15 protein-coding genes and 1 riboswitch are annotated in these 26124 nt (G+C 64.8%); of the genes, 7 read left to right on the top strand and 8 right to left on the bottom strand.

The annotated features are described in order from the left end of the window. Window positions 1–853: 853 nt before the first annotated feature. From AC1PLA_RS16855 to ilvC, 5 genes are all read right to left on the bottom strand, one after another. On the bottom strand, window positions 854–2416 hold the full coding sequence (locus AC1PLA_RS16855; RefSeq protein WP_481104987.1) for a 2-isopropylmalate synthase: 1563 nt from the start codon (window positions 2414–2416) through the stop codon (window positions 854–856). Continuing rightward, entirely contained in the window at window positions 2413–3483 is a 1071-nt protein-coding gene (locus AC1PLA_RS16850; RefSeq protein ID WP_230582128.1) for a threonine dehydratase, read from the bottom strand. The genes AC1PLA_RS16855 and AC1PLA_RS16850 overlap by 4 nt, the downstream gene beginning before the upstream one ends. Before the next feature lie 123 nt (window positions 3484–3606). Continuing rightward, complete coding sequence (locus tag AC1PLA_RS16845; RefSeq protein WP_047127199.1) at window positions 3607–3864, bottom strand: ACT domain-containing protein; 258 nt, start codon at window positions 3862–3864, stop codon at window positions 3607–3609. Next, window positions 3848–5569, bottom strand: a complete 1722-nt coding sequence (gene ilvG, locus AC1PLA_RS16840) for an acetolactate synthase 2 catalytic subunit (protein ID WP_016902671.1) — start codon at window positions 5567–5569, stop codon at window positions 3848–3850. The genes AC1PLA_RS16845 and ilvG overlap by 17 nt, the downstream gene beginning before the upstream one ends. A 42-nt stretch (window positions 5570–5611) precedes the next feature. Then, entirely contained in the window at window positions 5612–6613 is a 1002-nt protein-coding gene (gene ilvC / locus AC1PLA_RS16835; protein ID WP_039519112.1) for a ketol-acid reductoisomerase, read from the bottom strand. Between the two features lie 642 nt (window positions 6614–7255). Here ilvC and ggt point away from each other — a divergent pair. Beyond that, a complete protein-coding gene (gene ggt / locus AC1PLA_RS16830) occupies window positions 7256–8965 on the top strand; it encodes a gamma-glutamyltransferase (RefSeq protein ID WP_481104986.1) in 1710 nt (569 codons plus the stop codon). 79 nt (window positions 8966–9044) lie between these two features. Further along, the gene (locus AC1PLA_RS16825; protein ID WP_481104985.1) at window positions 9045–10883 is read left to right on the top strand and encodes a methyl-accepting chemotaxis protein; all 1839 of its coding nucleotides are present in this window, start codon (window positions 9045–9047) and stop codon (window positions 10881–10883) included. A 260-nt stretch (window positions 10884–11143) separates the two neighbouring features. Here AC1PLA_RS16825 and AC1PLA_RS16820 read toward each other — a convergent pair whose 3' ends face one another. Continuing rightward, a complete protein-coding gene (locus AC1PLA_RS16820; RefSeq protein ID WP_481106218.1) occupies window positions 11144–13915 on the bottom strand; it encodes a TonB-dependent receptor in 2772 nt (923 codons plus the stop codon). A gap of 425 nt (window positions 13916–14340) precedes the next feature. After that, a riboswitch (TPP riboswitch) is annotated at window positions 14341–14438 on the top strand. A 114-nt stretch (window positions 14439–14552) separates the two neighbouring features. On the opposite strand from AC1PLA_RS16820, the gene thiC reads away from it, so the two are divergent. From thiC to AC1PLA_RS16800, 4 genes are all read left to right on the top strand, one after another. Continuing rightward, window positions 14553–16430, top strand: coding sequence for a phosphomethylpyrimidine synthase ThiC (gene thiC / locus AC1PLA_RS16815; protein WP_047129273.1), 1878 nt, complete (start codon window positions 14553–14555; stop codon window positions 16428–16430). 423 nt (window positions 16431–16853) lie between these two features. Next, window positions 16854–19187, top strand: coding sequence for a winged helix-turn-helix domain-containing protein (locus AC1PLA_RS16810; RefSeq protein ID WP_481106217.1), 2334 nt, complete (start codon window positions 16854–16856; stop codon window positions 19185–19187). Window positions 19188–19297: 110 nt separating this feature from the next. Then, complete coding sequence (locus tag AC1PLA_RS16805) at window positions 19298–20191, top strand: helix-turn-helix domain-containing protein (protein WP_053051493.1); 894 nt, start codon at window positions 19298–19300, stop codon at window positions 20189–20191. A 48-nt stretch (window positions 20192–20239) separates the two neighbouring features. Further along, window positions 20240–23131: a TonB-dependent receptor plug domain-containing protein gene (locus tag AC1PLA_RS16800; RefSeq protein WP_481104984.1), complete on the top strand. Its 2892-nt coding sequence runs from the start codon at window positions 20240–20242 to the stop codon at window positions 23129–23131. Between the two features lie 351 nt (window positions 23132–23482). Here AC1PLA_RS16800 and AC1PLA_RS16795 read toward each other — a convergent pair whose 3' ends face one another. Both AC1PLA_RS16795 and ppa read right to left on the bottom strand, forming a co-directional pair. Beyond that, window positions 23483–24631 carry an HDOD domain-containing protein gene (locus AC1PLA_RS16795; RefSeq protein ID WP_026064365.1) on the bottom strand — a complete coding sequence of 383 codons (1149 nt, stop codon included), beginning with the start codon at window positions 24629–24631 and terminating at the stop codon, window positions 23483–23485. 113 nt (window positions 24632–24744) lie between these two features. Next, window positions 24745–25281 (bottom strand): inorganic diphosphatase, encoded by a 537-nt coding sequence (ppa, locus tag AC1PLA_RS16790; RefSeq protein ID WP_002804918.1) that lies wholly within the window; start codon window positions 25279–25281, stop codon window positions 24745–24747. A 198-nt stretch (window positions 25282–25479) separates the two neighbouring features. On the opposite strand from ppa, the gene AC1PLA_RS16785 reads away from it, so the two are divergent. Continuing rightward, window positions 25480–25962: a hypothetical protein gene (locus tag AC1PLA_RS16785; protein ID WP_481104983.1), complete on the top strand. Its 483-nt coding sequence runs from the start codon at window positions 25480–25482 to the stop codon at window positions 25960–25962. The last annotated feature ends 162 nt before the right edge of the window (window positions 25963–26124 follow it).

The following is a 26124-nucleotide window of genomic DNA, read 5'->3' as shown; positions in this document are numbered from 1 at the left end:
TGTTCACGTCGCCAGGATGGACGCTCCGAAGGACCTCCAGCCCAGCATGCTCTCTGCATTTCTTTCCGCCACCGATAGCAATTGGTGGTGCTTGCGCGGGTGCCGGCGTGGGACCTTGAGCGGCATGGATGCCGCGCCAGAGCCTACATGGACGTACTTGCGGCGTGTCCCACACCGGCACGCGTGCAAGCGCCCGCAGCAAACCGAAGCATTCGCGTGGAACTCCGGATGTCGTGCACAAGATTGATCGGTAGGCGGAGTCGGTCGGCAGCGCGGCGCCGCATCCGGTGTCGGGACACGCCGTGAATCCATCCCTGGAGGCTCGGTGGCGGCATCCATGCCGCCACACGGTCCCGCCCCCGGAAGCGACACCACGCTTCCACCATTGCTATTGCTGATCGGCAAGCAATGCTTCAAGCGCGTGTTGATGCCTGCGGACTTCCTGACCGATGTAATCGGCAAGCCATCTATCTGCTCACGTCGCCAGGATGGACGCTACGAAGGACCTGCAGCCCAGCATGCCCTCTGCATTTCTTTCCGCAACCGATAGCAACTGGTGGTGCTTGCGCGGGTGCCGGTGTGGGACCTTGAGCGGCATGGATGCCGCGCCAGAGCCTACATGGACGTACTTGCGGCGTGTCCCACACCGGTACGCGTGCAAGCGCCCGCAGCAAACCGGGGCATTCGCACAAAGCCGGCAGACCTCGTGTGCGAGGGTGTTCTGTGTCGGTACGAGTGCACGCGCCCGCAGCAAATCGACGGCCTTGCAAGAAAGTTGGGACACCAAAACCAAAACGGCCAGCAGATCACGCTGCCGGCCGTCAGGTTTTCATCATCTAGCAAACTACCGTTATTACGCCACCGCAGCCGTCTTACCGGCGACCACGCCGCGCTCGCGCTGACGCAGCAGGCGGTTGGCCACATCCAGCCATGCCAGGGCGCTGGCTTCGATGATGTCCTTGCTGGTACCGGTGCCTTCGTATTCCACGCCGTCGTGGCGCACGCTCAGGCTGGCTTCGCCGCGTGCATCTGCGCCGATGCCCACGCTGTGTACCTGGTAGCTGTCCAGCTCCAGCTTCACACCGGTGGCCGAGGCCAGCGCGCCGAAGAGCGCGTCCACCGGGCCATTGCCTTGGGCGGTTTCGGCCACGCGATTGCCTTCCGGGTCGGAGAGTTCCACCAGCGCATTGGCACGGCTGCCGACATCGCTGATGGTCATCGATGCCAGGCGATAGCCTTCCTGCACGGTGGCGTCCTGCATCAAGGCCTGCAGGTCCGCGTCGGTGACCACACGCTGCTTTTCGCACAATGCCTTGAACTGCTCGAAGACCAGCTTGACCTCTTCTTCCTCCAGCAGGTACCCCAAGGCACGCAGGCGCTGTTCCACCGCCGCGCGGCCGCTGTGGCGGCCCAGCACCATCTGCGAGGACTCCCAGCCCACGTCTTCCGGACGCATGATTTCGTAGGTGCCGCGATGGCGCAGCATGCCGTGCTGGTGAATGCCCGACTCGTGCGCGAACGCATTGCCGCCGACCACTGCCTTGTTGCGCTGCACCGGCATGCCGACCAGGCGCTGCAGCAACTGCGAGGTGGAGACGATGCGTGGGGTGTTGATGTCGGTATCGATGTTGTAGAACGCACCGCGCACCTTCAGTGCCATGGTGATTTCCTCCAACGCGCAGTTGCCGGCGCGCTCACCGATGCCGTTGATGGTGCACTCGACCTGCCGTGCGCCGCCTTCGATCGCCGCCAGCGAGTTGGCCACCGCCAGGCCCAGATCGTTGTGGCAGTGCGCGCTGAAGATCACGGTATCGGCACCTTCCACGCTGGCGATCAGGCGCGAGAACATGCCGCGGATCTCTTCCGGCGTGGTAAAGCCCACCGTGTCCGGCAGATTGATCGTGGTGGCACCGGCAGCGATCGCCACGCGCGCCACCTCGGCCAGGAAATCCTCTTCGGTGCGGGTGGCGTCTTCGGCGGAGAACTCGATGTCGTCGATATAGCCGCGCGCCAGCGTCACATGCTTGTGCACCGACTCCAGCACCTGCTCGCGGCTCATGCGCAGCTTGTGCTCGCGGTGCAGCGGGCTGGTGGACAGGAAGACATGCAGGCGCGGATTGGCGGCCGCCTCCAGTGCACGTGCGGAGGTCTCGATGTCGGCCTGCAGGCAGCGCGACAGCACCGCCAGCGTGGGGCGACGCAGCTCGCGGCCGATCATCGCGACGGACTCGCGGTCCGAATGCGAACTGGCCGGGAAACCGGTTTCGATGATGTCCACGCCGAGTTCGTCCAGCGCGCGCGCCATTACCAGCTTTTGCTGGGGCGTCATGCTGCAGCCGGGGGATTGCTCGCCGTCGCGCAGGGTGGTGTCGAAAATTCGGATACGCGGGGTCTGGTTGGATACGGTCGTGTTCACCAGGAAGACTCCTCTACGGCGATGGCGGTGACAGGCGTTGGAGCGACTGCGGATGGGCGGGAAAGAACGGGTGTTTCGGGAAGTGACTTGGCGCTGCGTTCGTTGCGAAGTCGCTCGGTATTGCGACGACGCGGCTTGCGTGGCGGCCGCGGCCGCACCTCGGACAAGAGTGTGGCCAGAACAGTTGCGTCGATATTACCGCCAGAGACCACCGCACACTTGCGTTTCCCTGAAACGCGGCGACCGGCGGCCAAGGCCAGCGCGCCAGCGCCCTCGGCGATGACGTGTTCTTCCAGTGCCAGGCGCACCAGCGTTTCGCGCAATTCGGCCTCGCGCACGATCACCACATCGTCGAGCAGGCTCGAGCACAGGCGGCGGGTCAGAAAGCCGGGAATCTTGACCTTCACGCCGTCGGCCAGCGTGGGGACGGGAGTGATTTCACGCAGATCGCCGCGCACGGCGCGCGCCATCGAATCGACGCCTTCCACCTGCGCGCCGACGATGCGCACGCCTTGCGATTTCAGCGCCAGCGCCACCCCGGAGGCCAGCCCGCCGCCGCCGATCGGCACGATCACCACGTCCGGCGCATGCGCGGCCAGTTCGATGCCGACCGTGCCTTGCCCTGCGATCACATCCGGGTCGTCGAAGGCGGACAGAAAACGGTAGCCGTTCTGGTCGGCCAGCTCGCGCGCGAACGCAAACGCCTCGTCGTAGCTGTTGCCATGCTGGCGGACGGTGGCGCCCCAGTGCGCGACGCCGGCGATCTTGGTCTGCGGCGCGCCGTAGGGCATCACCGTGATGGCCTGCACGCCCAGCCGGTACGCCGACCACGCCACACCTTGCGCATGATTGCCTGCCGAGGCGCAGATCACCGGGCGCTCGTCGCCGCGTTCCAGCCCTGCCAGCAGGGCGTTCAATGCACCGCGCACCTTGTAGGAGCCGGTGCGCTGCAGATTTTCCAGCTTCAACCACACACCGAAGCGCTCGGCGTAATGCAGCGGCGTGGGCGACAGATACTTGCGCAGACGGGCCTGCGCGGCCAGGACGTCGGCCACGCTGACCGCCACGTCGCCTACGTCTGGCTCCTGCGGGGAGGGGCGGCCGGAATCAGGCATTGCGGCACGCGCACGGCCGATCCGGGAGAAGACACCTCCGGACAGCGGTTTCATGCTCGCGCGAGGTCCGGGCGTTCACGCCGCGACCTCGACCGAGTCCAGCACGGTGATCACCACCGACTCGCAGTCGTACACCTTCTCCAGCTGCAGGCGTAGCGTCTCCGGCGGGCGGGTGCTGTCCACGTCCAGTTGCAGATGCCAGCGGCCGGCATCGTCCGGGGCGCTGGCGCCCTGGATGGCGCAGGGGCGGAAGCCGCGTCGCTCGGTCATGCCGAGCACGCGCACCAATGCGCCTTCGGCCGGCTTCAGCACCAGATCAAGCCGGTAACGCATGCGATGTCTCCTTGGCCGCGTGTGCGGGATTGCTGTCCAGCATGGTGCTGTTGGCGTTGTTGGGCGGCACCAGCGGCCACACGTTGGCACGCGCGTCGATGGCCACATGCAGCAGGCCGGGGCCGGGTTGCGCCAGCAGTTCGGCCAGCGCGGCATCGACATCGCCGCGCGCGATGATGCGCTTGGCCGGGATGCCGAAGACCTGCGCCAGGGCGGCAAAATCCGGGTTGTCGGACAGATCGATTTCGCTGTAACGCTCGGCAAAGAACAGTTCCTGCCACTGCCGCACCATGCCCAGCGAGCTGTTGTCCAGCAGCACGATCTTCACCGGCAGCTTGCAGCGCGCGATCGTCACCAGCTCCTGCACGTTCATCATGAAACTGCCGTCGCCGGAGACCAGCACCACGGTGCGGTCGGGGCAGGCGAACTGCGCGCCCATCGCCGCCGGCAGGCCGAAGCCCATCGTGCCGAGCGCGCCGCTGGTGAGGTGATTGCGCGGATCGTTGAAGCGGCAATGCTGGGCCACCCACATCTGATGCTGACCTACATCGCAGGCGATGATGGTGTCGGCCGGGGCCACTTCGCTCAGGCGCTTGAGCAGCGCCGGCGCGTAGATATCGGTGCCGGGCGCGTCGTAACGCGCGCCGAATTTTTCGCGGTTGGCAAAGCAGCGCGTACGCCATGCCTGGCAATTGCCACGTGCTGCGCTCAATGCCTTCAGACTGACCGCCACATCGCCGGGCACGGCGATGTCGGCCGTACGCAGCTTGGAGATTTCATACGCATCGGCATCCAGATGGATGACGCGCGCAAATGGTGCGAATTCGCTCAACTTGCCGGTGGCACGGTCATCGAAGCGCGCGCCGACCACCACCAACAGATCGCATTCCTGGATCGCCATATTGGCCGCACGGGTGCCGTGCATGCCCAGCATGCCCAGATAATCCGGATGCGCATGCGGCAACGCGCCCAGGCCGCGCAAGGTCAGCGCGGTGGGAATGCCGGTGGCTTCGACAAAGCGCCGAAACGCCTCCACCGCACCGGCCAGGGCAATGCCGCCACCGCCGTAGACCACCGGGCGTTCGGCGCTGGCGATGGCCGCCAGCGCTTCGGCCAATTTCGCATCTTCCGGGGCCGGAGGCGGTAACACTGCCGCCGGCACATGATCGGGCAGATGCGAGGCGTCGGCGATCTGCACGTCCTTGGGCAGGTCGATCAGCACCGGCCCGGGGCGTCCCTCGCGTGCGATGCGGAACGCTTCACGCACCATCTCCGGAAGATCCTCCACACGCCGCACCAGAAAGCTGTGCTTGACGATCGGCATGGTCATGCCGAACACGTCCAGTTCCTGGAACGCATCGGTGCCCAGTAGGGGCGTGGCGACCTGGCCGGTCAGGCACACCATCGGGACCGAATCGAGCATCGCATCGGCGATGCCGGTGACCAGATTGGACGCGCCCGGGCCGGAAGTGGCCACGCACACGCCGACCCGGCCGCTGGCACGGGCGTAGCCGTTGGCGGCGAGGGCAGCGCCCTGTTCGTGACGGACCAGGATGTGCTTGAGCCTGGAATCCACCAGGGCGTCGTAGAACGGCATGATGGTGCCGCCCGGATAACCGAACAGCGTTTCCACGCCTTCGGCTTCCAGGGCCTGCGTCAGCCAGCGCGCGCCGTTGCGGGGCGTGCTGTGTGCGGAGGTGTTCATGCGTTGCGGACCTTCGGTGTTAGCGGTGGGGGTGCGGCGGCATTACGCCGCTTGTTGATTCGCAGGTGCGGCGGCGGCCTGCTGCTGACCGTTGAGCCACACCATCTTGGCGCGCAGCTTCTTGCCCACTTCCTCGATCGGGTGCTCCAGATCGGCCTGCTTGAACTTGTTGTAGTTCGGCAGGCCGGCTTCGTATTCGGCCACCCAATTCTTGGTGAAGGTGCCGTTCTGGATATCGGTCAGCACGTCCTTCATGCGTGCCTTGGTGCTGGCGTCGATCACGCGCGGGCCGCTGACATAGTCGCCGTATTGCGCCGTTTCGGACACGAATTCCAGCATGCGGGTGATGCCGCCTTCGTAAAACAGGTCCACGATCAACTTCAGTTCGTGCAGCACTTCGTAGTACGCGATCTCCGGCTGGTAGCCGGCTTCCACCAGCACTTCGAACCCGGCCTGCACCAGCGACGAGGCGCCGCCGCACAGCACGGCCTGCTCGCCGAACAGATCGGTTTCGGTCTCTTCCTTGAAGGTGGTCTTGATGATGTTGGCGCGCGCGCCGCCCAGGCCGCCGGCATAGGTCAACGCGAACTGCTCGGCCTTGCCGCTGGTGTCCTGGTAGACCGCATAGATGCACGGCACGCCGCGGCCGATCTCATATTCGCGACGCACCAGCGCGCCCGGGCCCTTCGGCGCGACCAGCACCACGTCCAGGTCGGCGCGCGGGGTGATCATGTCGAAATGCACGTTCAGGCCATGCGCGAACAGCAGGCAGGCGCCTTGCTTCATGTTCGGGGCGATGACTTCTTCGTAGAGCTTCTTCTGCACCATGTCCGGGGTCAGTATCGCGACCAGGTCGGCACTCTTGACCGCCTCGGCCGGCGCCACCACGGTGAAGCCATCGGCCTGGGCCTTGGATTCGGTCGGGCCACCGGCACGTAGGCCGACGGTGACGTCGAAGCCGGAATCGCGCAGGTTCAGCGCATGCGCGCGGCCCTGGCTGCCGTAGCCGATGATCGCGATTTTCGGTTGGGTGTCGTTGCTCATGGAGTAGTCCTTGCGGGGTTGGCAGTGGGAAAAGGATCAGCAGACAGCGTCAGGGGCTGGCCGGCCGAGCAAAGCGGGGATGGACGACGGCACCGGCCATGCAGGCACTGCACCAGCGCAGTGGTCGGCGCGGGTAGGGCAACTGGTGGCGATGTCGGTGATGTCGTTCATGTCATTCGAAACTTTTGGTGGTCCCTGAAACGCGAAACCCCGCGCCGTTGCCGGTGCGGGGTCTGATCGAAGCCTTGTGTGTCTGTTGCCTACACGAAGTCCCGTCCCGCACCGGTTGGCGAGGTAATAAGTACGAGCACGAGAAGCGACGCTGCCGACGCGCCGATGGGCGCGGACACTGGGGCGTTCGAGGTGGTGTGGCGGTGCGACATGTGATTGAGATAACCATCGCCGCAGGTGGGGTGTCAACCCTTGCGCATGAAACGGCCGCATCAATCGGCGCTGTGTCGCGCGAAACCGCGTGGCAGCAGCATGGTTGCTATTGAAACCGCGTCGCTGCAGGCCGGTAACGGGCGATGCGAGTCACTAAATGCGCGGCATTTGTGCTGGCAGACAGTGCTCACCGAGCGAGGCGGCCCGACCCGCTGGTATGGTTGGCCACTCACCTGTGGTGTCCGGGGATCTTCTGTCATGCGTCGCGTACCTGTGTTGTTGATGTCTGCCTTGGCGCTGCTCGCGCCGCCCCTCAGTGCTGCCGACCGGATCACCGGGCAGCCGTTCGCCACCCGCTCGGAAGTCATCGCCCCGCATGCGATGGCGGCGACCTCGCAGCCGTTGGCCACCCAGATCGCGCTGGATGTGATGAAGGACGGCGGGTCGGCGGTGGATGCGGCGATTGCCGCCAATGCCGCGCTGGGCCTGATGGAGCCCACCGGCAACGGCGTCGGCGGGGATCTGTTTGCGATCGTCTGGGACCCCAAGACCAGCAAGCTTTACGGCTACAACGGCTCGGGCCGCTCGCCCAGATCGCTGACCCTGGCCGAGTTCCAGCGCCGTGGGCTGAAGGACATACCGCCGACCGGCCCGTTGCCTGTCTCGGTGCCGGGCGCGGTGGATGGCTGGTTCGCGCTGCACGAGCGCTTCGGGCGCAAGCCGATGGCGCAGAACCTGGCTCCGGCGATCCGCTACGCCCGCGAGGGCCATCCGGTGGCCGAGACCATCGCCTATTACTGGGACCGCTCGGTGCCGCGCCTGTCGCAGTACCCCGGCTTCAAGGAGCAGTTCACCATCGACGGCCATGCCCCGCGCAAGGGCGAGCTGTGGAAGAACCCGAACCTGGCCAACACCTTGCAGCAGATTGCCGACGGTGGCCGCGATGCGTTCTACAAGGGCGACATCGCCCGCACCATCGGCGCCTATTTCAAGGCCAATGGCGGCTACCTGAGTTACGAGGATCTGGCCAGCCACACCGGCGAGTGGGTGGAGCCGGTGTCCACCAACTACCGTGGTTATGACGTCTGGGAGCTGCCGCCCAACAGCCAGGGCATCGCCGCGCTGCAGATGCTCAATATCCTGGAGGGCTACGATTTCTCCAAGATCCCGTACGGCTCGGCCGAGCATGTGCACCTGTTCACCGAAGCCAAGAAGCTGGCCTTCGCCGACCGCGCGCGCTTCTATGCCGACCCGGCCTTCCAGCCGGCGCCGCTGGCCAGGCTGATTTCCAAGGACTACGCCGCGCAGCGTCGCGCGCTGATCTCCATGGACAAGGCGCTCAAGGAAGTGCAGCCCGGCACGCCAAAGCAGCTGGAAGAAGGCGACACCATCTACATGACCGTGGCCGATGCCGACGGCATGATGGTGTCGCTGATCCAGTCCAATTACCGCGGCATGGGCAGCGGCATGGCCCCGCCCGGGCTGGGCTTCATCCTGCAGGACCGCGGCGAGATGTTCGTGCTGAAAAAGGATCACCCCAACGGCTACGCGCCGGGCAAGCGGCCGTTCCAGACCATCATTCCCGCCTTCGTCACCAAGGACGGCAAGCCGTGGCTGAGCTTCGGGGTGATGGGCGGGGCGATGCAGCCGCAGGGGCACGTGCAGATCGTGATGAACCTGGTGGACTTCCATATGAATCTGCAGGAAGCCGGTGACGCGCCGCGCATCCAGCATGAAGGCTCCACCGAGCCGACCGGCCAGGCCACCGCGATGAGCGATGGTGGCGAGGTCAACCTGGAAACCGGCTTCTCCTACGACACCATCCGCGCGTTGATGCGCAAAGGCCACCGGGTGATCTTTGCCGATGGCCCGTATGGCGGGTACCAGGCGATCGCGCGCGACCCGACCAGCGGCGTGTACTACGGCGCTTCGGAAAGCCGCAAGGACGGGCAGGCCGCCGGCTACTGAGCAAGCGCCTGCGGTGCGTGGCGCCGCTCAATTGCAGCCGCAGCGCGCCGCTAATGATCATGATGGATTAGGAATGCCCATGAGCTCGATGCAACAGCCCGATCCGCCGTCGCAAACGCATGCGGCGCTGCTCCCCGATGCACCGGTCGCGCTGTTGCGGCTATCGGCCGAGGCCTGCGTGGTGGCCTGCAATCGCGCTGGCCTGGATGTCCTGGGCAAGACCGCCGGCGAGCTGCAGGGCGCGCCGGCGTCGGTGTTGTGGGGATTGAGCGCAGCCGATCTGGTCGGCGAAGACGGCGTCTGGGCAGCCCCCGGCGACGACCCAGCCCGGCGCGTGCGCTATGTGCGCGACCGCGAGCACGGTGGCTGGATGCTGTCGCTGCCGCATGTGGAAACCGCGATCCTGCTGCGCGAAGCCACCCGCCTGGCCGAAGACAGCCGGCCGGTGCCGATCTCGCCGCTGCTGCAGCCGTTGGTGGCGCGCCTGCAGGCCGAGCACGAAGACCGCACCGTGCTGGAGCGCACCGCCCAGGCGCTGGCCGGCTGTGAGCTGGAACTGCTGCTGCCGCCGGGTCTGGCGGAGACCGACATGGGGCGCCGGCTGCAGGCCGGCTTCGGCAACCTGGCCGAGGCGATCCGCCAGGCAGTGGCGTTGTCGGTGCAGATCGCCGCCGAAGTGCCGCCGCTGGTGGCCGAGAACGACGAGATGGTGCGTCAGTCGCAGGCGCAGACCGAAGCACTGGATGGCGCCCGCACGGCGGTGGAGCGGCTTGCTTCGAGCCTGCACGACGTCAATGCCGATCTGGCACAGGTGATCGCGCTGGCCGCCAGTGCCGACGACAGCGCACGTCAGGGCGTCGCCGCCGCGCACGCGCTGGGCCAGGCCATGCACGAAGTGGAACGCCGCGCCGCGCGTGCCGGCGAGGTCATCGAAGTCATCGACTCGGTGGCGTTTCAGACCAATATCCTGTCGATCAACGCCAGCATCGAAGCCGCGCATGCCGGCGATGCCGGGCGCGGGTTCGCGGTGGTCGCCACCGAGATCCGCCGCCTGGCCGAACGCGCGGCAGCGGCAGCGCGCGACGTGCGCGCGATCCTGGCCGAAACCAGCGCCGCGGTGGGCGAGGGCGCAGCCTCCGCGCGCGGCACCGAAGCGGTACTCGACGGCATCACCCGCATGCTCGGCCAGGCCAGCAGCGCGATGACCACGGTGGCCGGGCGGATCCAGGCGCAGGACGGCGAGATTCGCGGCATCGAAAGCGCCGTCGATGGCGTGGTGGCGCTGGGGCGCAGCAACCTGCAGCATGCCGCGCATGTGGCCGAACGCAGCGAGGCGCTGGAGCGCGGCACCGAGACGCTGCGCGACTGCGTGGGCCTGTTCCGTCTGCCGGCCGACCCGCTGACAGTGCCCCGGCACGCGCGCGTCAAGGAACTCGCCGTGGCGACCGCCGCTCGTATCGGCACTGCCCTGGCGCAGGCCATCGCACGCGGCCAGATCGACGAAGCGGCGCTGTTCGCCCGCACCTATACACCGATTGCCGGCGTGGAGCCGGCCAAGTTCAGCACCGACTTCGATGCGCTTTGCGACGAGGTGTTGCCCGCCTTGCAGGAACCGTTGCTGGATGCGCATCCGTGGATCGTGTTCGCCATCTGCGCCAACCCCGACGGCTATGTGCCCACGCACAATCTGCGCTTCACCCAGCCGCTGACCGGCGATCCCAAGCGCGATCTGCTCGGCAACCGCACCAAACGCAAGTTCACCGACCGCGTCGGCCGCAGCGTGGGCGCGCACACCGACCCGTATCGCCTGCAGGTCTACCGCCGCGACACCGGCCAGATCATGTTCGACCTGTCGGCCCCGATCTTTGTGGGCCGCAAGCACTGGGGCGGTTTGCGGGTGGGCTACACGCTGGAATGACGCGACCGCATGCGTGCACGCTCCAAAAAAAGCCGCCGAAGATCGGCGGCAGGGAGAGAGAGAGCAGGTTTCTTGTTGTAGTGACTGCAGGCTAGCGGGGCGATGTGCCGTGGAAATGTCCCTGCATGGCGCCGCTGGCGTGCTGCGTGCCAGGCGGCCGCCTGCGTGTCAGCCCTGGCACATGCACAACGACCCCCCGAAGGAGGTCGTTGTGACAACCGGTGTGTCCAGACAGCGGACCGGCGACGCAGGCGGCGCGATCAGAAGCGCTGGGTGTACTGCAGATAGCTGTAGCGTCCCGGGATGGCATAGGCCGAATCGAACGAGTTGGCAGAGGCGCTGAGCGCCACCGGTGGGTCGCGGTCGAAGACGTTGTTCAAACCCACGCGCACGGTTGCATTCCACGGCAGCTGGTAAGACACCTGCATGTCGTTGAACGCAGTTGCCGCGACGTGGCGATAGTTGCTGGCGTCGTCCAGTTCCGAGTCGTAGTCCTTCATGCCCGAGTAGTAACGCACGGCCCAGTTGGCGGCCAGGTTGCCGTAGCTCCAGTCCAGGGTGAGCGTGCCGCGCGTGCGCCAGTTCGGGTTATCGGTGTGGTAGATGCCGTTGTAGCTTTCCCAGGCCGAATTGTCGTCCTGCTTCTGCTCGTTGACGGCCACGTAGGTCGAATCCAGCGTCAGCATGAACTGGCCGATCGCGGTCTGCGGCAGCTTGTAGCGCGCGGTGAAATCGTAGCCTTCCATGCGTTGCTCGCCGACGTTCACCGGCTGGATCACCAGGCCGGTGATGGCGCCGGTGGCATCGCGGGTGACCAGGTCGCAGAACGCCGAGACATTGAACTGATAACACTGCGACAGGATCTGGTTGGCGCTGAATTCGGTGATGGCGTCGGTGATCTTGATCTTCCACCAGTCCAGCGACACATCCAGGCCTTGCACCGAGGCGGGGCTGTAGACGAAACCGAGCGTGGCGTTCTTGGATTTTTCCGGCTGCAGGTTGGCGTTGCTGGTGTAGGTGAACGGATAGATGGTCTGGCCGGAGTTGCCGCTGGCGCTGTTGTACTCGGCCACGTAATTGGCCGGTACGCCGCCGGCCGCGCACGCGGCAGCAATCGCGCCGGTGTAGGAGGTGCTATTGGTCGAGCAGGGATCGGAATAGGTATCGAAGCTGTCCGATGCGCCCAGGTACAGGTTTTCGATCGATGGCGCGCGGAAGCCGGTGGCGTAGTTGCCACGGATCAACAGGTCGGCGACCGGCTTCCACTTGAAGCCGAATTTGCTGTTGGTGGTGCTGCCGAAGGTGTTGTAGTCCGAGTAACGCACGGCTGCGCTCAATTCCAGCAACTGCGCACCGGCCACATCCTTCAGCAGCGGAATCGCCACTTCGGTGTAGTAGTCGTTGAGCGTGTACGAGCCGGAGGTGGGCGTAAACGAATTGCCCGAGGTGTAGCCGGCCGAAATCAACGCATCCGGCGAGGAGAAGCCGCTTTCCTCGCGATGCTCGACACCGGCGGCAAAGCTCATCCAGCCGGCGGGAAGCTCGAAGAGATCGCCGGTGAGGTTGGCAGTGAAACTGCTGTTCTTGTACTGATAGGTGTTGTGCGCGGTGAACAGGATGTAGTCCAGCATCTCCTGGGTCACGCCACCGGCCGGGGACAAAGGATTGAACGGCACGCAGCCGGCAATGACGGCGCCGCCGCTGTCCAGGCACGACAGGGTGCCATTGACGATGCCGGATGCACCGAGCGCGTTGCCCAGGTTGAGCAGGTTGACATCGCCGTACTGGGTTTCGGTCTGGTCGGTCTGATTGTGCGCAAAGCCCACATCCCAGCTGAACTGCCTGTCCGCAAACTGGAAGTCGCCTTCCAGCCCGGTATACACGTGCGAAGTCTTAACCTCCTGCTGGTAGGTGCGCGCGAACTCGGTCAACCGGTGCGACCAGCCCACATCGCGTCCGTCGCCGCCATAGGCGCTGTTGTACGGGTTGTAATAGCTGTCGCCGCTCATCAGGATGCCGGTGTTGACCGAGGCCAGCGGAAAGCCGGCCAGCTGCTGTGACGATTGGCGGCGGTTGTAGAGCCCATCGAACTTGAAGCGCACGTTGTCGGTGAGTGCGTAGTTGCCCTGCACGTACAAGGCATCACGCTTCTGCGGCGTGACCAGGTAATTGTCCTTGGCGTAGTTGTAGCCGTAATCGGAGGTATTGAAGGCGGTGTACTGGTCCAGGCCGTAGCGCGGATAATTGCTGTCGCCGCTGGCGGTTGCGCTGCCGGGCAACACGGTCCAGGCACCGCTGTTGCCACCTGCGCGCAGGCGGCCACTTGCCGAGTAGCTGCTGTAGGCCGACGACCCTGCGCCATACACCGGCTCGGCCGATATCTCGCGGTCGCCTGCTATCACCGCATCTTCCTTGACGCTGGACAGCCCGATCACCAGGTTGCCGCGCTCGCTGGTGGCGCCCACGGTGGCATCGAACGAGGTGCGCTGACCGTCACCCTGGCCGTACTGACCGACGTAGGCATTGACTTCGGCACCATCGAAATCGCTACGGGTGATGATGTTGACCACACCGGCGATGGCATCGGAGCCATAGATCGACGATGCGCCGTCCTTGAGCACTTCCACCCGCTCCACGATGGCCGACGGAATGGTGTTGAGATCCACCGAGCCGGACAGGCCCGACACCCAGCGCCGTCCGTTGACCAGTACCAAGGTGCGCGAGGCACCCAGGTTGCGCAGGCTCACGGTGGCCGAGCCGTCGCCGCCGTTGTTGACGGTGGAGTTCATCGTTGCGCCATTGGAGGGGATGCGCTTGAGCACGTCGGCCACCGAGGTCAGGCCCTGCTTTTCGATGTCCTGGCGCGTGAGCACCAGCACCGGTTGCGAATTTTCCACATCGACCGAGCGGATGCGCGAGCCGGTGACTTCGATCTTGTCCAGATTGGTCGGACTCTTGTCGGTCTGTTCCTGGGCAACGGCACTGGTGGTGATGCACAGGCCGATGGCGATCGCGAGCGAGCCCCGACGCAAGGTCAGGTGGAGCGTGGGCATAGTCATGTGTACGGCGATTCCCGATAGAGGAGGAACGACAGCGCGATCCCCGTTGGATGGCACCTGCACGCGTGTGTTCATCGACACGACACGCAGGCTTAGCGGGAATTTAACGAGCGGGTGTCGCCACCGTTTTTCGCCGATCGGCGCCTTGTTGCGGCGCGGCGCGCGCAGTGCGTGGACGCGCCATGCAATGCCGTGCGGACGCTGCGCGTGTGCGGTGCCGACCTGTGATGCCATGCGCGGACACATGTCGCTGTGGAGCGCGACAACACTGCTGTGCTCACCGCAGGCGGATGTGGACGCCCCCGAATCGACAGGCGTCACCACGCACCTCGGTGCGAAGCGTGTTGCTGGCAGCCGCGACATTTTTTAGCCGTGCACGGTGCGATGTGGTTTAATCGCCGCCGAAGTGGGGGTACCGCAGTACGCTGCGGTTGAGATAGTCCCTTCGAACCTGATCCGGCTGATACCGGCGTAGGGAAGCTTCGTTAGATGCGAGGGTCCGTGCCTGCACGGGTGCATCGCCATTGAGCGCCGCCGCTTCGTCCGCCTGCGAATCCTTCGCAGAGCCAGCGCCGTGGGTGCTGGTCTTCCAGCACACAGGACGAACGCCATGAATGCCGCGCCTACCGTTTTGCAGCAACAAGCCCAGTCGCTGTCCGAGGCTGTGACCCAGCCGATTCCAGGCTCCCGCAAGATATTCGTGCAGGGCTCGCGCGCCGACCTGCAGGTGCCGATGCGCGAGATTGCATTGACCCGCACACCGACCCTGTTCGGTGGCGAGGACAACGCGCCGCTCAGCGTCTACGACACCTCCGGGCCGTATACCGACCCGCATGCCGCGATCGATCTTGTCGCCGGTCTGGCGCCGCTGCGCGCGCGCTGGATCGCCGAGCGTGGCGATACCGTGGCGCTGGACGGCCTGAGTTCCAGCTTCGGCCGCGGCCGTGAGCACGATGCGCGCCTGGATGCGGTGCGTTTTCCTGCGCGGCGCCTGCCACGCGTGGCGCGCGAGGGTGCCAATGTCACCCAGATGCATTACGCGCGGCGTGGCATCATCACCCCGGAAATGGAGTTCGTGGCGATCCGCGAAAACCAGCGCCTGGAGGCGGTGGCCGACGCGATGCTGCGCAAGCAGCATCCGGGCGAAGCTTTCGGTGCCGCGATCCAGCAACGCATCACGCCGGAATTCGTGCGTGACGAAATCGCACGTGGCCGCGCGATCCTGCCCAACAACATCAATCACCCGGAAAGCGAGCCGATGATCATCGGTCGCAATTTCCTGACCAAGATCAACGCCAACATCGGCAACAGCGCGGTGTCGTCCGGCATTGCGGAAGAGGTCGAAAAGCTGGTGTGGTCGATCCGCTGGGGCGGCGACACGGTGATGGACCTGTCCACCGGCAAGCACATCCACGAAACGCGCGAATGGATCATCCGCAATTCGCCGGTGCCGATCGGCACGGTGCCGATTTATCAGGCGCTGGAAAAGGTCGACGGGCGTGCGGAAGAGCTTACCTGGGAGATCTTCCGCGACACCTTGATCGAGCAGGCCGAGCAGGGCGTGGATTACTTCACCATCCACGCCGGCGTGCTGCTGCGCTATGTGCCGCTGACGGCCAAACGGGTCACCGGCATCGTCTCGCGCGGCGGGTCGATTCTGGCCAAGTGGTGCCTGGCCCATCACAAGGAAAACTTTCTCTACACGCACTTCGAAGACATCTGCCAGATCATGAAGGCCTATGACGTGGCGTTTTCGCTGGGCGATGGCCTGCGCCCGGGCTGCATTGCCGATGCCAACGACGCAGCCCAGTTCGGCGAGCTGGAAACGCTGGGCGAGCTGACCAGGATCGCCTGGAAGCACGATGTGCAGACCATGATCGAAGGTCCGGGGCACGTGCCGATGCAGCTGATCAAGGAAAACATGGACAAGCAGCTGCGCGAATGCGGCGAGGCACCGTTCTATACCCTGGGGCCGCTGACCACCGATATCGCGCCCGGCTACGATCACATCACCAGCGCCATCGGTGCGGCGATGATCGGCTGGTTCGGCACCGCGATGCTTTGCTATGTCACGCCCAAGGAGCATCTGGGCCTGCCCAACCGGCAGGACGTACGCGACGGCATCATGGCCTACAAGATCGCCGCGCATGCCGCGGACCTGGCCAAGGGGCATCCTGGCGCACAGGTGCGCGACAACGCCTTGAGCAAGGCGCGTTTCGAATTCCGTTGGGATGACCAGTTCCATCTCGGGCTGGATCCGGAAAAGGCCAAGGAGTTCCATGACGAAACCCTGCCCAAGGACGCGCACAAGCTGGCGCACTTCTGCTCGATGTGCGGGCCGCATTTCTGCTCGATGAAGATCACCCAGGACGTGCGCGATTACGCGGCCGAGCACGGTATGGGCGAGGCGCATGCATTGTCGGCGGGAATGGAAGAGAAGTCGGCCCAGTTTCTGGCGCAAGGCGCGCAGGTGTACCGCGCCACGTGACATGCGGCACCATCGTTGCGTTGCAACAATCGGCTGCCTGCTTAAGAGAAATTCAGCTTCGGCTTAGTCAGATCGCAGCGCGGTGCGCAAGTGCCGCGCTGCGACTGCATTGCAAGCGGTTACAGCCCGCAAGCATTTCGCGGCATTTTCCTGAATCGCAGATAAAAAAATCGCGCCAGAGGCGCGAAGGGGACATCGTAATTATTTGAATTCGTCGGCGAGAGAGAGAGAGCCTGACGTCGCCACCTGTCGTAGGGAAGCAACGAGGCATAGAGTAAAATTTGCACCAAATGGATGCATGACACAGTTGGTTGTGGTCCTTTGCTGAATTTGGCGTTTCGCGCGAAGTGCGTGTTGCGTTCTTTGTAGTCCTTGCATGCCGATGCGTGTTTCTTGCCGATGAGTGTTCCTCCCGCTAATGCGATGCCATCGGGCCGGTTACGTGTCGGCCAGTGCGTGGTCGACGTCGCCTCGCGCGAAGTGCATGCGCCCGGCGTTAAGCGCGCCGCGCGTCTGGCACCGAAATCCCTGGCGGTATTGCTGACGCTGGCGCGGCAGCCGGGCCAGGTGGTGACGCGCGAGCAGCTGTTGGCCGAGGTCTGGCCCGACACCTTGCCGACCAACGACGTGGTGACCCAGGCGGTCACGCAACTGCGCAAGGCACTGGCCAGCAACGGCAGCCAGCGCTTCGAGCATATCGAGACCATTGCCAAAACCGGCTATCGGCTGCTGGCCCCGGTTGCGTGGGAGCAGCCGTCGGACGGTCCGGCCGATGTTGCCGCGCCTGCAACGGCGGTGACCGCATCGGACAACGAGCCCGACGAGCGCAACCGCACCGCCGGCGTCACCGCCACTGCCGCGTTGCAGCGCAGCCCGGTCACCCGGCAGCCCCCAGCGCCGGTTCCGGCTGCGTCGGCTGCAGCGAAGCAGCGCCGATGGATGGCCCTGGCGGTGGCCAGCGTGGCTTTGCTGGTGGTGCTGGCGCTGGCGGCGCGGACGCTATGGATGCGCGCGCCCGAGCGCGATGCGGCAGCGGCCTCGGCAGTGCTCGGCAGCCCCAAGCGCCCGTATCAGATCATCACCGCAGGCGGTGGTTTCGATCTCACGCCCAGCCTGTCGCCGGACGGGGCGATGGTGGCCTACGCCTCGCTGACCAGCGATCGCGCAGGCACCTCGATCCTGGTCAAGACCACCAACAATGCTTACCCGCGCGTGCTCGACACGCCGGCGGCCGGCATCTCCGATCGGCTGCCGGCCTGGTCGCCGGATGGACGCGAGATCGCCTTTTCGCGGCAGGCGCCCGATGGCAGCTGCCGCATCATGATTGCCGCCGCCAACGGCCCGGCTGCTGCACGCGAGGTGGCGCGCTGCGACGGTGCGGACATGCTGAGTTTCAGTTGGTCGCCGGACGGCCGTGCCCTGCTGTTCGGCAGCATGACCGGCGCGCACGGAGCGCCGCGCATGCGGCGGCTGGATCTGGAAACCGGCCAATGGCAGCCGCTGAGCTACAGCGCGCAACCGAGCGACTTCGACTACACGCCGCGCTATTCGCCGGACGGGCACTGGATCGTGTTTCTGCGCAATCCGCAGCTTGGCGATCTGTGGCGCATCCCGGCAAACGGTGGAACCGCCGAGCGGCTGACCCACGACAACGCCGATATCCGCGGCTGGAGCTGGTTGCCCGACGGCAGCGGCCTGATCTTCGGGCGCCGTGTGGACAGCGAAGCGCGGCTCTACCGGCTCGATCTGGTCGACCGCAGCCTGCATGACCTGGGTGTGGACGATGCGCAGGCGCCGGATGTGGCGCACGGCCATCTGGTGTTCGTGCAGCGCAAACCGCAATTTGGCGTCTATCAGGTCATTCACGACCCCATGAATGGCGGCTACATCCGCCGCCGGCTGTTTCCTTCCAGCGGGCGCGACGACCAGCCGATGATCGCGCCGGACGGGCGCCAGTTGATCTTTGCCTCCAATCGCTCCGGTGCGTACGGCCTGTGGTGGGGCGATGTCGGCAAACCTGGCTCGGTGCGGCTGATCGAAGGCCTGCGGCCGGATGCGCGCCAGGCCGCCGACTGGTCGGCCGACTCGCAACGCGTGCTGGTCAGCGGCAGCGACGCGCAGGGGCATGCGGCACTGTTCGAAGTGACCCCGGGCACGGGCAAGGCGCTGCGGCTACCGGTGCCGCAGCCGCGACCGCTGCAGGCGATCCATGTTCCCGATCCCGATCGATTGTTGGTGGTGGCTGCCGCCGATGATGGGCACACCTTCGCCACGCTCTACGACAGACGCAGCGCTCCATGGCGCGCGCTGGCGTCGTTGCCGGACGTCTCGCAGCTGCGGCTGGACCGCGTCAGCGGCCAGGTATTGCTGACGCGTCTGACCGGCGGCGGGCTATGGCAGGTGGCCCCGTCGCTGGCGGCCGACACCTTGCAGCCGGTCGATCCGCAGCAACCCTCGCGCTGGCGCTATCGCAGCTGGGCGCCCGGCGCGCGTGGTCAGGTGCATTACCTGTCGTCCAACGACACCTGCGCCACCCATGACAGTGAGCTGCGCGGTGGTGACGGGCGCTGCCTGGACGTGGCCAAGTACACCACCATCAACGGTTTCAGCGTGGATCAGCGTAGTGGTGCGCTGTATGTGGCACTGGCGGAGGAAGATGGCAGTTCGATCGCCTTCATGCCCTTGCCGGAACGCCTGGCCACGCCCCTGGGTGTGATGTCCAACCTGTTGATCGTGCTGAGGAAAGTCGCCTCGTAAGTTCTTCGGAAAGACTTCGTGGCAATTTCGGCAGACCTTCGTCGGAACTTCCTGACTCACGCCAGATTCGGCAAAACACTACGCCCTCTTTTGTACAGGGGGCTGCCACCATGCAACAGGTCATCACCGCAGATCGCGGACTCGCACTCTCATTGGACGGTGCCAGCGAGCCGACGTCGACGACCTGTCTGGCGGTCTCGCGCTTGGGCAGCATCCGGACCGCGGCCACCACCTTCACGCTGTGGGTGCAGCTGCGCGGCCGCGCCTGGGTGGAGTCCAAGGAAGGGCGCTTCCGTCTACGCGCTGGCGACTGGATCGCCTTCGACAAGGAATCGCACCCCACCGTGCAGGCCGATCGCAGCGCGCTTTGTGTCGGCGTCAGCCTCGATGGCGACAGCCTGCAATCGCTGGCCGAGTTGACCGACGCCACCCTGTATCCGGGACGCAGCCAGCTGTCGCGTGGCGATCTGCGCATTGCACTGCGCCTGTGGCGCAACGCGGCCGCACAGAGCGGCAGTGCATCGGCACGCCCGTTGTTGCTGCATCTGGCTGCAATGCAACGCGACTTCGTCGCGCAGGAGCAGCGCTGCCCGGGGCGTTCGCGCAGCCGTCGCCGTCAGGTCTTTGGTCGCATGCAGCGCGCGCGCCTGTATCTGGAAGGCAACAGCGACCGCGTGGTGCGCATCGCCGAGCTGGCGCAGCTGACCAACTTCTCCAGCTGGTATGTGTCCAAGACGTTCCAGAGCCTGTACGAGGAAAGCCCGCAGGCCCTGTCGGCACGGTTACGGCTGGAGCGCGCCTCCGATCTGCTGCGCGATACCTCGATGATGATCGGCGAGGTTGCGGCCGCAAGCGGGTTCGACAATTGCTGCAGCTTTGCGCGTGCATTTCGTGCGCGTTTCGGTGTCTCCGCATCGCATTACCGCGACCAAACGACAAATCCGCCAGATTCGGCAAAGCCACGGAACGTGACGCGCAAAGCGACGATGTTCACGCAATCGTAATTTGCACAGGGGCGCTTAACGCGCCACTAACGAACCCTGGAGAGATTGATGAAACTTCGCACCTCCGCAGTGCGGCTGGGCCTGTTGCCCGCCGGTATTGCGATCGCGTTGACGCCGGCATTTGCCGCCAATGCACAAGAGCAGTCCGCCGCCCCGTCGACCACGACGCTGGACCGCATCGAAATTACCGGCTCGCGCATCCGCTCGGTCGACGTCGAAACCGCACAGCCGGTGTTCACCGTTACCCAGCAGGACATCCAGAAGTCGGGTCTGGTCAGCGTTGGTGACATCCTCCAGAACCTGTCGATTGCCGGTACGCAGACCTACAGCAAGGCTGCCGTGCTGACCTCCGACCCGGAACAGGGCGGCCAGTACGTCAACCTCTACAACCTGGGCGAGAACCGTACCCTGGTGTTGGTGAACGGCAAGCGTTGGACCAGCAGCCTGTCGGGCCTGACCGACATGTCCACCATCCCCAGTTCGCTGATCGAGCGCATCGAAGTCCTCAAGGACGGCGCCTCGGCAATTTACGGCTCTGACGCCGTGGCCGGCGTGGTCAACATCATCCTGCGCCAGAACTACGACGGCGCAGAAGCCTCCGCGTACTTCGGCCAGAACGGGCGTGGCGACGGTTCCAAGGAGCAGTACTCCTTCACCGCCGGCACCACCACCGATCGTTCCTCGCTGGTGTTCGGTGTCAACTACACCAGCGAAGATCCGGTGTGGGCCAAGGATCGTGCACTGACCCGTTATTCGGCTGGCCCGAACCACATCGAAGACAGCCTGAGCGCGACCGGCCCATGGGGTCGTTTCACCTCCAACGGTGAAACCTACATCCTCAACCACACCGGTTCGTTTGACGGCCGTGGCGTGGGTGCGGATTCGCGCAACATCGCCAACTACCACAACGACATCACCACCGACGACTATTACAACTCCGTCGACCAGATGATGTTGCAGCAGTCCAGCAAGAACAAGTCGATCTTCACGACCGGCAGCTACAACATCACCGACAGCATCACCTTCAAGTCGACGGCGATGTATTCCGAGCGCGACTCGAACCGTCAGATCGCCGGTTACCCGCTCAACGCTCGTTCGCAGCCGCAGTTCCCGGTGGCGATCAGCGGTGGCAGCTACTACAACCCGGTCGGCCAGGACATCACCAGCTGGTTCCGCCGCACGGTTGAACTGCCGCGCACCACCGAAAACAACGTCAAGTCCACCCACTTCGATGCCGCGCTGGAAGGCGTGTTCGACGTCGGCAGCCATGGCTGGAACTGGGACGTGGGCTTCAACTACAACAAGTACGATGTGACGCAGGTTTCGCGCGGCAACATCAACCTGTTGGCGTTGCAGAAGGCGTTGGGTCCGTCGTTCCTCAACGCCCAGGGCCAGGTGCAGTGTGGTACCGCTGCCAGCCCGCTGCCGCTGGGCACCAGCAATGCGCTGGGCCAGTGCACCCCGTTCAACATCCTGGGTGGTCCGTCGGCCTCCACAGCGGATGCGCTGCAGTACATCAATGCACTGGGCCAGTCCACGCAGCAGAGCCTGAGCAAGCAGTGGACCGCCAACGTCACCGGTGGCCTGTTCGATCTGCCAGCCGGTGAGCTGGGCTTCGCTGCAGGCGTCGAACACCGCGAAATCAGCGGTTACGACTATCCGGATCAGCTGTCCAGCGCCGGTTACACCACCGATCTGGCCGCACAGGCAACTGAAGGTCGCTACCAGACCAATGAAGCCTATCTGGAGCTGCTGATCCCGGTGCTGAAGGATCTGCCGGGCGCCAAGGAACTGTCGTTTGACGTGGCTGCGCGTTACAGCAACTACAGCCGCTTCGGCGATACCACCAACAGCAAGTTCAGCTTCACCTGGAAGCCGATCGACGACCTGCTGGTGCGCGGTACCTACGGCACCGGCTTCCGTGCTCCCACCTTGGACGACACTTTCGGTGGCGGTTCGCAGAGCTTTGATGACTTCACTGATCCCTGCGATGCAACCTTCGGTTCGCTGGGTAATGCCGGCGTGGCCGCGCGCTGCGCAAGCGAAGGTCTGGCAGGCAACTTCCGTCAGACTGACACTGCTAACAACCCGGTGACCCAGCGTGACGTTCAGGGCAACGCACCGTTCAATGCGGGCGTTGGTAATGCCGAGCTTGAGCCGGAATACAGCATCACCCGGACCGTAGGCATGGTCTACAGCCCGCATTGGGTGCAGGGCCTGGACTTCTCGCTGGATTGGTACCGCATTTCGATCTCCAACATCATCACCGCGTTGACGGCCAATGATGTGTTGAACAACTGCTACCTCAACAATCTGGCCAGCTACTGCGCGGACTACGGTCGCGACGCGGTTACCGGCCAGGTCACCACGCTGAGCCGCGGCAACGTCAACCTGGGGCGTCTGGAAACCGAAGGCTACAACTTCGGCGTGCGTTACCGTCTGCCGGAAACCGCGTACGGCAAATTTGCCGTCAACCTGGACTCCAACTACCTGGCGACCTACAAGTCGCAGGCAGAAGCTGGCGCCGAATGGGCTAACGATGCGGGCTATTGGAACTACCCGCGCGTCCGTGCCACCTTGGGGCTGGACTGGTCGCTGGGTGCGTTGTCGGCCAACTGGAACCTGCGCTACTACGGCGGTTTCCGTGATTACTGCTGGGATGCATCAGCAGGCATCGAGTGCAACAACCCGAACTACCAGACGCCGAATCCGGCATGGGGCGGCGGCACCGGTTCCAACAAGAAGGGCTCGATCTCCTACCAGGACGTCTCTGTTACCTGGCAGGCTCCGTGGGATGGCAGCGTGACCGTTGGTGCCCGCAACATCTGGAACAAGCAGCCGCCGGTGACCTACTCGATCACCAACAGCAGCACCGCTGCGATCGATCCGATGCTCGACTACGACCGCTTCCTGTTCGTGCAGTACAACCAGCGCTTCTGATCATCGAAGTGGCGTAAAGATTGAAGAAAAACGGGCCGAAAGGCCCGTTTTTTTGTTTCCGGATCTTGAGTAAGGCAGGCAAGGTCTGACAAACGTCATCGCTGCCAGGTGCGTTGTGTTTTTGCTTGCCTGACCATGTGTTGCGCCTTGCTGGGATGACAGGCGCGCTCGATCGTTCGTTGCGCGTCACCGCACGAGCCATGTCGCGATATCTATACAAATCGCGAGCGCAGTGATGCGTGCGCAGACACGTCGCATCGCGCCCTGTCTGCATTTGCGTATTTGCAAGCAGCCAAAGAAAAAGGCGCGACCAAGTCGCGCCCTTTCTGTTGCATCGACCCGGTGCCGCTCTCAGGCCTCAGCAAGCCCCAGCAAGGTATCGGCCTGTTCGCGCCAGGTTGGCAAACGTGTGAGCACACCAACCTTGGACAGGTACTCTTCGTCCACGGTTTCGCCGCTGGCCAATGCGGTGGCCACATGCACTGCGCCGGTCACCCAGAAACTGCGCAGGCTGGAGCGTTGCGGGTGGCGATGGAAGGCCACCGCTTCGATGATCGGCATCGGCAGGCCCCACAGGCCGAGCAGGTACGCGCCGGCTTCGGTATGGCCCAGGCGATCGTCGCCGCCTTCCAGTGGCGGCTCGCGCTCGTCGCGCACGCCGGGCAGCAACAGGCCGATATCGGCCAGCAGCGCGGCGGTGGAGCCGAGTTCTGCGCTGGTCGGCGGCAACACCTTGGCGGCCAGCCGCGAGGAGAGCAGGGCGCGGCGCTGCATCGCATTGCGCTCGGCCGGGGTCAGCGTCTGCACCGAGAACACTTCACTGGCCAGGACCAGATCGCGCAATGTGGCCACGCCCAGGCGGGTCACTGCCGTGCGCAGATCGGTGATGCTGCGGCCGCCGGAGAAGAACGCGGAATTGCACAGCTGCAGCACCTTGGCCGCAATCGCCGGATCGCCGGCGATCAGCTTGGCGATATCGGCCGCGTCGGCGCCTTCGTCTTCTTCCAGCGCATGCATCAGGCTCAGATACAGATGCGGCGGCGACGGCAGTTTTTCGATCCGGCCGATCGCCGCGCGCAGGCGCGGGTTGCCGAGCAGATCGCGCAGTTCTTCCAGGCTGGTGATGGCTTCGAGCAGGACTTCCGGGGCCAGCGGCATCGGCAGGAAGCGGTGCGCCACGCCAATGATGCGCGCCGGCGGCGTGCGCTGACCATCCTGGGCATCGATCAGGGCGATGCGGATGGTATCCGGGCGCAGCGTACGGATCTGCCCCAGCAACGTGGCGGAAGTGAGGTCAGGCAGGACGGGGGCGACGATGACCGCATCGAACGGCGACAACGCAGCCGCTTCGATCGCCGAATTGCCGTCGGCCACCTGCTGTACCTGCCACTGATCACCCAGATCGGCGACATAGTCGCTCAGTTCGGACGGAAGACTGGCTTCGTCCCCAACAAACAGAATACGCAAGACACTTCCCCAAGAGTCACCGGTGGCAGACACCGGCCAAACGCTGTCGGCAATGTACCCAATCTGCCGCCGGCGGTCACCGGGATCACGCCGGAAGCGTGATCCCGATCGCCCCGCGGTTGCGGGGCTGCATCACGGTCGTTGGATCAGGGTGCGTCGGAATTATAGCGTTCCACCGACTCCACCAGGATGCGCTTGGCCTCGGCCGCGCCGCCCCAGCCATCCAGCTTGACCCACTTGCCCTTCTCCAAGTCCTTGTAATGCTCAAAGAAATGGCCGATGCGCTCCATCCAGTGGCTGGACACCTGGTCGATATCCTCGATATGCGCGTAGCCGGAGAAGATCTTCTCGATCGGCACCGCCAGGATCTTTTCGTCGCTGCCTGCCTCATCGCTCATGCGCAGCACGCCCACCGGACGGCAACGCACCACCGAGCCAGGCACCAACGGCAGCGGCAGCACCACCAGTACGTCGGCCGGGTCGCCGTCGCCGCACAGGGTGTTGGGCACATAGCCGTAGTTGCAGGGGTAACGCATCGGGGTGGACAGGATGCGGTCGACGAAGATCGCGCCGCTGGCCTTGTCCACTTCGTACTTGACCGGCTCCGAATCCTTCGGAATTTCGATGACGACGTTGATTTCTTCCGGCAGATTCTTGCCGGAGGTGACCAGTTCAAGACCCATGCGCGTAACTCCCGAGGCGTCATCTAGTGTGTGGAGCGCGATTCTACGCGTTCGGCTGTTGCGGTGCAGCGACACTGAATGGGCAATGTTCTGACCGCCGCATGCGGCATAGCCCGCATTCATCCCGGGAAGCTCCCCGATCGTCGCGGCCCGCGGCGCAGCGCACGCTGCAGACTCATCCACTGCTCGGGAACTGCCATGTTCAAGCCTGTGCGTTTGCTCGTTGTGCTGCTGCTCTCCGGTGCCACCCATCTCGCCTCTGCGGCGACGCCGGCGCCGACCTTCGTCGATGCGGTGGACTGGCCCGCCAATGGCGAAGGCTGGGAAGCCTTTGTCGATCTGGAGCAGCGGCTGGAACAGGATTTCGACAACATCTGCGGCGACACCTTTTGCGGTGGCGAGTTCAGCGACTACCAGGCGCTGCGCTTGCGTTGCTCGGTGCATCGGGTCAGCGGGGTGGTGCGCAGCTGCATCTGGACCTTCGGTGCCAGCGAGGTCAGCGTCGATCCCGGCAGCGGGTACCTGCGCTCGGACAGTCGGGTCTGGCGCTGCACGGCACCGCTGAAGGCAGGGACGCGTCTGGACGAAATGTACCGCACCTTGGCGGTGAACAACCCGCTGTTCGAGCCACTGCCCGGTGGGGCGCCGCCGATCTATGACGGCTTGATCGGTTGCCTCTGAGGGGCGTGTCACAGCGCAAGCTGTGGCCCGGTGTGCTGCCCGGTGCAGTGATTGCGTGCGGGCGCGGGGCCTGGCCGGCTTCGGCCGGTGCGAGCCGATGCGGCACGCGGACCTCAAGGCCACAGACCTATCGCCTGCCCGTAGCGGGCCGACAAGCGGTGC

The organism is Xanthomonas sp. NCPPB 1826 (genome assembly GCF_056725285.1).
This window is presented reverse-complemented; position numbering and strand designations above follow the sequence as displayed.

Excerpts from the sequence above, each read along its gene's own strand:
- ggt (WP_481104986.1), top strand. The coding sequence starts at position 7,256 with ATGCGTCGCGTACCTGTGTTGTTGATGTCTGCCTTGGCGCTGCTCGCG.
- AC1PLA_RS16785 (WP_481104983.1), top strand. The coding sequence starts at position 25,480 with ATGTTCAAGCCTGTGCGTTTGCTCGTTGTGCTGCTGCTCTCCGGTGCC.
- AC1PLA_RS16825 (WP_481104985.1), top strand. The coding sequence starts at position 9,045 with ATGAGCTCGATGCAACAGCCCGATCCGCCGTCGCAAACGCATGCGGCG.
- AC1PLA_RS16810 (WP_481106217.1), top strand. The coding sequence starts at position 16,854 with ATGCCATCGGGCCGGTTACGTGTCGGCCAGTGCGTGGTCGACGTCGCC.
- AC1PLA_RS16800 (WP_481104984.1), top strand. The coding sequence starts at position 20,240 with ATGAAACTTCGCACCTCCGCAGTGCGGCTGGGCCTGTTGCCCGCCGGT.
- ilvG (WP_016902671.1), bottom strand. The coding sequence starts at position 5,569 with ATGAACACCTCCGCACACAGCACGCCCCGCAACGGCGCGCGCTGGCTG.
- thiC (WP_047129273.1), top strand. The coding sequence starts at position 14,553 with ATGAATGCCGCGCCTACCGTTTTGCAGCAACAAGCCCAGTCGCTGTCC.
- ppa (WP_002804918.1), bottom strand. The coding sequence starts at position 25,281 with ATGGGTCTTGAACTGGTCACCTCCGGCAAGAATCTGCCGGAAGAAATC.
- ilvC (WP_039519112.1), bottom strand. The coding sequence starts at position 6,613 with ATGAGCAACGACACCCAACCGAAAATCGCGATCATCGGCTACGGCAGC.
- AC1PLA_RS16805 (WP_053051493.1), top strand. The coding sequence starts at position 19,298 with ATGCAACAGGTCATCACCGCAGATCGCGGACTCGCACTCTCATTGGAC.
- AC1PLA_RS16845 (WP_047127199.1), bottom strand. The coding sequence starts at position 3,864 with ATGCGTTACCGGCTTGATCTGGTGCTGAAGCCGGCCGAAGGCGCATTG.